This window comes from Mesorhizobium sp. P3_A9 (assembly GCF_056402975.1).
The window spans coordinates 1-665 of sequence record NZ_JBFUGJ010000783.1; the positions used below are offsets into that span (position 1 = coordinate 1).

General features: G+C 58.9%; 1 protein-coding gene. It reads right to left on the reverse strand.

Annotated features, from left to right (window positions below; genetic code table 11):
• Nucleotides 1-173: 173 nt before the first annotated feature.
• Nucleotides 174-665: alpha-isopropylmalate synthase regulatory domain-containing protein (locus AC1DX0_RS36725; RefSeq protein WP_477359534.1), on the reverse strand; the 492-nt coding region annotated here is incomplete at its 5' end.

Consider the following 665-nt stretch of genomic DNA (forward strand, 5'->3'; position numbering starts at 1 on the left):
GAAAGCTGCAGTAGCCCAGGATGATAATCGCCCAATTCTTTTCGCTGCGATAAGCGTTGACCGTGGCATCGAAATCTTCCGACGAACCACCGACTTTTCTGCCGAACAAGGCTGCGGCTTCCTTGATCCCGTAACCGCGGAAGCCAAACCAGCTTATCGAGAAGCCCACGCGCCTACTCCGCCGCCACCAGCCCTGCCATCTCGCGGTTCTTCATCAGCTTGTAGATGATCGAATCCATCAGCGCCTGGAATGAAGCGTCGATGATGTTTTCGGARACGCCGACCGTCCACCAGCGGGCGCCGGTGCCGTCATGCGATTCGATCARRACSCGGGTGATSGCCTCGGTGCCGCCATTGAGGATACGCACCTTGAAGTCGGCGAGTTCGAGATCGGCGATCTCGTTCTGGTACTTGCCGAGATCCTTGCGCAACGCAATGTCGAGCGCGTTGACCGGGCCATGGCCTTCCGCCACCGACATTTTCTCCTCGCCCTCGACCAGCACTTTGACCACGGCTTCCGACACCGTCTTCAGCTGGCCATTGGCATCGAAGCGGCGTTCGATCATGCAGCGAAACGAGGTGACGTGGAAAAACTCCGGCAGGCCGTGCAGCATCTTGCGTGCCAAGAGCTCAAAGGAGGCGTCGGCGCCCTCATAGGCATAGCC